The following is a 7,324-nucleotide window of genomic DNA, read 5'->3' on the forward strand; positions in this document are numbered from 1 at the left end:
CGGTCAGTCGGTGAGCGGGCGCACGTCCCAGAGCCAGACGCCGCCGGTATGCGTGGGCCGCACGCCGGTCAGCTCGGTCATGCCCCGGCGCAGCGCGTCGGCGTGCCGGTGCGGCCCGAGCACCACCGCTCCGGCGCGCCAGTACCGCAGGTCGTCCACCGCGTCCACCCGGGCCTGCGGGGTAATCGGCGGCACCGCGCCGGTTTTCCGGATGGTGTCGAAGAAGTCGCTGGTGGGGCGGGGTGTGGCGGTGAACAAGGCGACCCGGTCCTTGCCCGGACGGGTGTCCGGGCCGAGGAAATAGCCCCGAGCGAGCGGCATCTCCAGCCGGGTCCGCGCGGACCAGCGCAGCGGGTCGGCGTAGTGGGTGTCGGGCAGCGGCAGGGTGACGATGCTGCGCCCGCCGGAGGTGTACGGGCGCCAGGCGCCGGAGGTGACGAAGTCGGGGACCGGGTCCAGGCGGGTCGAGGGCAGCGGAGTGGGCAGGATCGGCAGCAGCGCCATCGTGAGCACGGTGGCGGTGACGAAGCGGATCCGCGGGCGGGCTGCCGGGTGCCGGGCGGCCAGCGTCCGGGCCCGTTCCGCGCCGTACGCGAGCAGCAACCCGACGATCGGGGTCAACGCCAGCGCCCAGCGGGTCGGCACCACCGAGTGCAGGACCGGCAGGTTCTCCAGGGCCGCCCAGGGACCGGGCACGCCGGTCTCCTTGCCGTCGAAGCGGACCTCCCGGCCGAGCGAGAGCAGGGCGAAGAGCAGCCCGAGGGTGGCCAGCCCGAGCACGACGACGTTGCGCCGCAGCCACCACACGATGGCAGCCACGAGCACCACCAGGGACCAGCCGAAGAACGCGTTCTCCTCGGTGGGGTTCTTCGCCAGCCCTGCCGCGCTCTGCGCGTCGCCGGCGAGCGACTCGCGGGAGTACGCCACGAAGGAGGCCAGGTCGGTGGAGTAACCGCGGATCAGCCGGGAGAGCCCGTGGTAGGCGCCGGGGCCGAAGAACTGCACGTAGAGCGGGTATGCCAGCAGCACCAGGCTCACCGCGGCGGCCACCCCGAGCCCGGCCAGGAACGGGCGGGCCCGGCGGCGCAGGTCGGGCCGACCGAGGGCGAGCGCCGCGACCACCACGCCCAAACCGATCGCCGTCATCAGCAGCACCTCGAGGTTGAGGAACGCCTGCCAGACGATCACCAGGGCGAGCAGCGTCCCGTTGCGCAGCCAGCGGCCCGGCTCGGCCAGCCGCAGGGTGCGCCAGATGATCAGGGGGACGACGAACTGGGACACGATGTTGGGGTGCGCGTTGGCGTGCGACACCATCGCCGGGGCGTACGCGCAGAAGGCCGCGCCGAGCCACGCCGGCCCGCGCGAGCCGATGACCACCCGGGAGAGAACGAAGTACCAGGCCGTGGCGGTGGCGATCATCCCCAGGGTGAGGAAGAGCAGGAAAGTGGCGCGGGTTCCGAACAGGATGGTGACCGGCGTCATTGGCAGAGATACGGATAATACGGACGTATTAGCCATCAGGTTGACGCCATCCGGCACATTCATCCGGTCCGAGGTGAAGGGATAAACGAAATCCGTCACCACTCGTGCACCGTGCGCCATCATCCACTCGAACTGAGCCTGGTCGGTGCGGTTGTCCCGGATGCCGTCGTGCGGTTTGAGCCAGAGCCGCGCGGTGACCCAGAAGCCGAGCGCGATGAAGCTCAGCACGGCGGCGACGTCGGTCCGCCGCCCCTGCCGGGGGCGTTCGCCCTGGTCGGGCCCACCCTTCGGCGCACCGACCCGGGGTCCGCCGCCGGGGAAGCCCGATTCAGGAGTAGTCATGACGATTCGTAGAGTAGTCAGGGTATGGCACTGCCGTGGCGTGTTTCGGGGTACTGCCGTACTATCTGCCGGGTTCGTCAACCGCCGATCACGTGCCCACCCCCGACCACATTCCGGCCACCACGGCGCCCCGATTCTTCTGCCATCCGTGCGGATGATTCACTCTGTCGGTCCGGGCGCGGGTCGAGTCATATCGTGAGGAAGCGACGCATGGCAGAAATCACTGGGGATCAGCGCGTCCAGTCCGAGGTGCTGGAGGGCCTCGCGACCGCGGTCAACCACCGTCGCTGGTTCGTCGAGCTGGCCGTGCCGTACCTCGGTGACAACCCGATCGAGATCGGCAGTGGCCTCGGCGACTACGCACTGGAGTGGGCCGATCGGCTTCCCCGGTTCACCGCCACCGAGGCGGACCCGGACCGGCTGGTCTCGCTCAAGGAGCGGCTGGCCGAGCGACCGACCATCGAGGTGCGGCAGATGCTGCTGCCGCACTCCGAACGGGGCGACTACAGCGCCGCCGTGTCGTACAACGTGCTGGAGCACATCGAGGACCACGTGGGCGCGCTACGCAGCATGCGCGACCTGGTCCGCCCGGGTGGCGCGGTGATCATCATCGTGCCGGCGTTCCAGTTCGCGATGAGCCCGGCGGACATCGCCACCGGCCACGTACGCCGCTACACGAAGAAGACCCTGGCCGCCGCTATGACCGAGGCCGGCCTGACCGTGGAGAAGATCCACTACGCGAACGCGCTCGGCCTGATCGGCTACTTCATGGCGACCAAGGTCTTCCGGCTGATGCCGAAGGAGGGCCCGATGGTCAAGGTGTACGACACCCTGATCCTCCCCGCCACCAAGGCCGCCGAGCAGCTCGTCCGCCCCCCGTTCGGCCAGTCCGTCTTCGCCGTCGCCCGCACCCCCTCCTGAACCACCCACCGGGCCCGGCCTCTCACCGTCGATCATGAGGTTGGCGGCGTGGTCGATCTCTGGTCCCACCGCCAACCTCATGATCAGCGCAGGGGGCGGGGCCGCCGTCAGCCCTTGACCTGGTAGGTGGGGCGGATGACGGCGCGGGCGAGGGTGTGGAAGGCGAGGTTGAAGCCGACGTAGGCGGGGGTGGCGTCCGGGGTCACGTCGAGCCGGTCGACGTCGAGGGCGTGCACCGCGAAGACGTACCGGTGCGGGCGGTCACCCGCCGGCGGCGCCGCGCCACCGTAGCCCTGCTCCCCGTAGTCGTTGCGGACGGTGAACGCGCCCGCCAGGTCGGCGCCGCTCGCCCCGCTCGGCAGCCGCGTGACCGTGGCCGGCAGGTTGACCAGCACCCAGTGCCAGAACCCACTGCCGGTCGGGGCGTCCGGGTCGAAGCAGGTCACCACGAAGCCCTTGGTCTCGGCCGGGAAGTCGGACCAGGCGAGCTGCGGCGAGATGTTGTCACCCCCGACGCTGCCGTGGGCGTACGCGGCGTCCATCGGCTCGCCGTTCTGCACGTCGTCACTGGTCAGGGTGAACGATGGGACGGTCGGCAGCAGCTCGTACGGGTCCGGGGCGATCGGTCGTTCCAAAGTCATGGGGGAGGGTCCCTTCCGGTGAGCGGTTTCCTCGCCCTTCTTACCCCGCCACGGCCCGGCGATCGACCCGAACCGCCCCGTGTCCGGGTTTCCGCCGTCCACTCAGGAGGGCTGAGGGCGCTTGGCGGCAGCGCCCCCAGCCCTCCTGACAGCATCAGCCGCTGGCCCTGATCACCTCGTAGAGCGCCGTCCAGTTCCTGGTGCCCTGGCCGGCGGCGACCGCCCGGTCGTAGTGCGACTTGATCGCCTTGGGCAGCTCGACCTCGACGCCGGCTTTCTCACTTGTCCGCAGGATGTGGTCCGCCGTGGCGCCCATCATCAGGACCGTACTGAGGTCACCAGGATGCTCGCCGGCCTCCAACTGGCGGGCCAGTTCCAGTCCGTCGCCGATCATTGCCGGAATGTCGGTCAGGGTGGTCAATGCGTCAGGCAGGAACTCGGCTGCCGGCACACCAGCCGCAGTGACGAGTGCCGTGGCGTGGAGCAGGCTCGAGAGCGCGGTGAGAAACACGTCGAGGTGCGCTTGGTAGAAGAGCTGGGCAAGCCCGGGATCCTCATCGAGGTATCTGGGCTGACCGATCAACCTCAGCACCGGTTCGTACTCCTCGAACACCTTCTTGGGCCCGCTGTAGAACACGTAGGCGCCTGCGGTGCCAACCGCAGGAGCGGGCACCATGACGCCACCGGTCACGAAGCGCGCTCCGTTCCTGGCAGCCCAGGCCGCGGCCTCGCGGGAGGCGTCGGGCGTGTCGGAGCTCAGGTTGACGAGGACCTTGCCAGCCAGGACACCGGCCTGCTGGGGGTCCTCAACGACCGGGCCGAGGATGTCGTACATCGCCTGGTAGTCGGTGAGGCTGAGGATCAGCAGCTCACCGGCGGCGACCGCAGCTGCCGGACTGGGGGCCAGCGTCGCGCCTCCGGCGACGAGCCCGTCGGCGCGACTCGGCGTGCGGTTCCACACCGTCACGGGATGCCCGGCCCGCATCAGGGTGGCGGCCATCGCTCGACCCATCGGGCCGAGTCCGATGACGGTGATCGGGACGGGACCGCTGGGGCTGCTCATCGCGAACTCCTCAGTTCCTCGAACATGCGGGCAGTCCCCTGCGTGCCGAACCCGGCGGCGATCTGCCGGCGGACGAGGTCGTGCACGGGCTTCAGCACCTCGACGCTGACCCCCTGGTCGATGGTCGCCTGCATGAGGGAGGCGACGGCGACTTCGGTGAACTCCAGGCTCTGCTGGCCCTCGCCGGCGTAGTCCTTGGCGTCGATTGCGGCGGCATAGTGAGCCAGTCCTCCGGTCATGGCCGCAAGGAAGGGCGTCGCTCGCGCGGCGAACTCCGCCGCCGGCACTCCCTCCACGCCGACCATCGCCGCGCCCTGCATGAAGCCGGCGAACATCGTGTACATGCCGACGAGCATCGCCATGTCGTACAGCGCCGCCATGCCGGCGTCGGTTCCGAGGTAGCTGCACTCGCCCCACAGATTCAGCAGCGGCCGGTGCTCGCCGAAGGCAGCCGCCGCGCCGCTGTAGAAAATCACCGAACCAGGGCCGCCGATCATCTGCGGGACAGCCATGATCGCGCCGTCGAGGTAGGTGATGCCGCGCTCCGCGGCCCACGCCGCGAGCTCGCGGCCCTGGTTCGGCGTCGTGGTGGTCAGGTTGATGACGGCGCGCCCGGACAGGCGAGCGGCGACCGGATCGAGCACGTCACGCACCGACCGGTGGTCGAACAAGCAGGCGACGATCACTCCATCGCCGGCGACCGCCTCCTCGACGGTGTCGGCAACGATGGCACCACGCTCGCCGAGAATTCCTGCCCGGCCCGGAGTGCGATTCCACACCACCGTTGGTCGGCCGGCGCCGAGTGCCGCCGTCGCGAGCGCACTACCCATCGCTCCTGTTCCCAGGAACGTTGTTCTGGTGGTCATCGGATCTTCCTTCGCTTGCTCGACGATTCACAGATAGGCGCGCCAGCTGTCATCCTCCGCGAGCACATTCCTGCCGACAAGTACTCACTAATTTGTTCAATACTTACCTTTCTGTAAGTATTGATGCCTCCACACGGACAGGAGGAACCGATGACATCGAGCACGAGGCGCGGCCCCTACATCTGTGGCATCGACGCCGCGATGGACGTCGTATCGGGAAAGTGGAAGTCGCTCATCCTGTGGGAGCTGAACAACTACGGCACTCGCCGCTTCGGGGAGCTGAAGCGAGGTCTGCCCGGCGTCAGCGAGAAGATGCTCATCCAACACCTACGCGAGATGGAGGAGGACGGGCTGATCCACCGCGAGGTGTACCGCGAAGTCCCACCGAGAGTGGAGTACTCGCTCACCGAGCACGGTAAGTCACTCAACGAAGCCCTTCGCCCGCTGGGCGCTTGGGGGGCAACCCGAGTCGAACGCCTCGCCGCCGAGGCGCCGCCCGCGACGACGTGACAGCCATTGGGTGCGGAGGGTGTGGGATTCGAACCCACGAGGACGTTGCCGCCCTACCGGTTTTCAAGACCAGCGCCATCGGCCACTAGGCGAACCCTCCCGGGCCGCGACCCAAGGGTTACGCGGCCCTGCCTAGTCTGCCACGCCGGCCGGCCGGGCGAGCGGGCACGCCACCCACGCCGCGATGATCGCCCACGGGTGGGAGACCCGGATATCATGCTGATCACCGGCAGCCCTGGCGGCGGACACGTCCACAGTGGCCGAGCCGCTGCCCCGCCCGGCTGACCCGCTCCGCGCGTCTGCCTGGCGACGCCGCGGGCCAGTGGATGAGATCCTGGCCTGGGCGTGGACCGACGGACAGGTGGGGTAGACACAGATCATGCGCGCGATCACGATTCCGGAGCCCGGCGGACCCGACGCCCTGGTGTGGAGCGAGGTACCCGACCCGGAGCCGGGCCCGGGCGAGGTGGTCGTCGACGTGCGGGCCAGCGCGGTGAACCGGGCCGACCTGCTGCAACGGCAGGGGCACTACCCGCCACCGGCGGGCGCGCCCGCGTACCCCGGCCTGGAGTGCTCGGGCGTGATCAGCGCAACCGCTCCCGACGTGACCGAGTGGCGGGTGGGCCAGGAGGTCTGCGCCCTGCTGGCCGGCGGCGGGTACGCCGAGCGGGTGGCCGTGCCGGCAGGGCAGCTGCTGCCGGTGCCGGCCGGTGTCGACCTGGTCGACGCCGCGGCGCTGCCCGAGGTGGCCTGCACGGTGTGGTCGAACGTGGTGCGGCTGGCCGGGTTGAGCGCCGGGGAGACGCTGCTGGTGCATGGGGGCGGCAGCGGCATCGGCACGTTCGCCGTCCAGCTCGGGGTGGCGCTCGGCGCCACGGTGGTGGTGACCGCCCGGTCGGCGAAGCACGGGCGGCTGCGCGAGCTGGGCGCCGCGCACCCGGTCGACTACCGGGAGCAGGACTTCGTCGCGGAGGTACGCCGGGTCACCGACGGTCGGGGCGCGGACGTCATCCTCGACATCATGGGCGCCTCCTACCTCGGGCGGAACGTCTCGGCGCTGGCCACCGGCGGCCGGCTGGTGATCATCGGCATGCAGGGCGGGCGCAAGGGGGAGCTGGATATCGGCGCGCTGCTGGCCAAGCGGGGCACGGTCGCGGCCACCGCGCTGCGCTCCCGCCCCCTGGCGGAGAAGGCGGCGATCGTCCAGGGTGTCCGGGCGCAGGTCTGGCCGCTGGTCGAGTCGGGCACGATCCGGCCGATCGTGGACCGGCGGCTGCCGATGACCGAGGCCGCCCAGGCGCACCGGCTGGTCGAGACCAACGACCACGTGGGCAAGGTGCTGCTCACCGTCGGCTGACCGCACGATGGCGGCACGGCCGCTCACCCCTCGGCCGACCGCCGGCAGGGCGGGCGGCAGGGCTGCTCACCGTCGGCTGACCGCCGGTAGGCGGTGACGGCCCCGGCGGGCCCGCCCGGATCGGCCCGGCAGCCCCATGGCC

7 protein-coding genes and 1 tRNA gene are annotated in these 7,324 nt (G+C 70.3%); 3 read left to right on the forward strand and 5 right to left on the reverse strand.

The window, feature by feature from the left end; genetic code table 11:
* Positions 1-3: 3 nt before the first annotated feature.
* Positions 4-1,824 carry a DUF6311 domain-containing protein gene (locus C1I99_RS10840; protein ID WP_111134085.1) on the reverse strand — a complete coding sequence of 607 codons (1,821 nt, stop codon included), beginning with the start codon at positions 1,822-1,824 and terminating at the stop codon, positions 4-6.
* A gap of 210 nt (positions 1,825-2,034) precedes the next feature.
* Here C1I99_RS10840 and C1I99_RS10845 point away from each other — a divergent pair, with 210 nt between their 5' ends.
* Positions 2,035-2,745: a class I SAM-dependent methyltransferase gene (locus C1I99_RS10845; RefSeq protein ID WP_111134086.1), complete on the forward strand. Its 711-nt coding sequence runs from the start codon at positions 2,035-2,037 to the stop codon at positions 2,743-2,745.
* 107 nt (positions 2,746-2,852) lie between these two features.
* Here the strand turns inward: C1I99_RS10845 and C1I99_RS10850 are convergent, their stop codons facing one another.
* The 3 genes from C1I99_RS10850 to C1I99_RS10860 all read right to left on the reverse strand — a co-directional run bounded on the left by C1I99_RS10850 (position 2,853) and on the right by C1I99_RS10860 (position 5,315).
* Positions 2,853-3,386 carry a YbhB/YbcL family Raf kinase inhibitor-like protein gene (locus C1I99_RS10850; RefSeq protein ID WP_111134087.1) on the reverse strand — a complete coding sequence of 178 codons (534 nt, stop codon included), beginning with the start codon at positions 3,384-3,386 and terminating at the stop codon, positions 2,853-2,855.
* Between the two features lie 154 nt (positions 3,387-3,540).
* Positions 3,541-4,449: an NAD(P)-dependent oxidoreductase gene (locus tag C1I99_RS10855; RefSeq protein ID WP_111134088.1), complete on the reverse strand. Its 909-nt coding sequence runs from the start codon at positions 4,447-4,449 to the stop codon at positions 3,541-3,543.
* Positions 4,446-5,315, reverse strand: a complete 870-nt coding sequence (locus C1I99_RS10860; RefSeq protein WP_111134089.1) for an NAD(P)-dependent oxidoreductase — start codon at positions 5,313-5,315, stop codon at positions 4,446-4,448. Before C1I99_RS10860 ends, C1I99_RS10855 begins: the two co-directional genes overlap by 4 nt.
* Positions 5,316-5,465: 150 nt before the next feature.
* Here C1I99_RS10860 and C1I99_RS10865 point away from each other — a divergent pair, with 150 nt between their 5' ends.
* Positions 5,466-5,825 (forward strand): winged helix-turn-helix transcriptional regulator, encoded by a 360-nt coding sequence (locus tag C1I99_RS10865; protein ID WP_111134090.1) that lies wholly within the window; start codon positions 5,466-5,468, stop codon positions 5,823-5,825.
* Between the two features lie 13 nt (positions 5,826-5,838).
* On the opposite strand, the gene C1I99_RS10870 is transcribed toward C1I99_RS10865, so the two are convergent.
* Positions 5,839-5,925 (reverse strand) — tRNA-Ser (locus C1I99_RS10870).
* 279 nt (positions 5,926-6,204) lie between these two features.
* Here C1I99_RS10870 and C1I99_RS10875 point away from each other — a divergent pair.
* A complete protein-coding gene (locus C1I99_RS10875) occupies positions 6,205-7,182 on the forward strand; it encodes an NAD(P)H-quinone oxidoreductase (RefSeq protein ID WP_111134091.1) in 978 nt (325 codons plus the stop codon).
* The last annotated feature ends 142 nt before the right edge of the window (positions 7,183-7,324 follow it).

The organism is Micromonospora deserti (assembly GCF_003236335.1).
Lineage (GTDB): Bacteria > Actinomycetota > Actinomycetes > Mycobacteriales > Micromonosporaceae > Micromonospora > Micromonospora deserti.

Bases quoted from the DNA above. Each gene is read 5' to 3' on its own strand.
- C1I99_RS10850 (WP_111134087.1), bottom strand. From the start codon at position 3,386: ATGACTTTGGAACGACCGATCGCCCCGGACCCGTACGAGCTGCTGCCG.
- C1I99_RS10860 (WP_111134089.1), bottom strand. From the start codon at position 5,315: ATGACCACCAGAACAACGTTCCTGGGAACAGGAGCGATGGGTAGTGCG.
- C1I99_RS10865 (WP_111134090.1), top strand. From the start codon at position 5,466: ATGACATCGAGCACGAGGCGCGGCCCCTACATCTGTGGCATCGACGCC.
- C1I99_RS10875 (WP_111134091.1), top strand. From the start codon at position 6,205: ATGCGCGCGATCACGATTCCGGAGCCCGGCGGACCCGACGCCCTGGTG.
- C1I99_RS10845 (WP_111134086.1), top strand. From the start codon at position 2,035: ATGGCAGAAATCACTGGGGATCAGCGCGTCCAGTCCGAGGTGCTGGAG.
- C1I99_RS10855 (WP_111134088.1), bottom strand. From the start codon at position 4,449: ATGAGCAGCCCCAGCGGTCCCGTCCCGATCACCGTCATCGGACTCGGC.
- C1I99_RS10840 (WP_111134085.1), bottom strand. From the start codon at position 1,824: ATGACTACTCCTGAATCGGGCTTCCCCGGCGGCGGACCCCGGGTCGGT.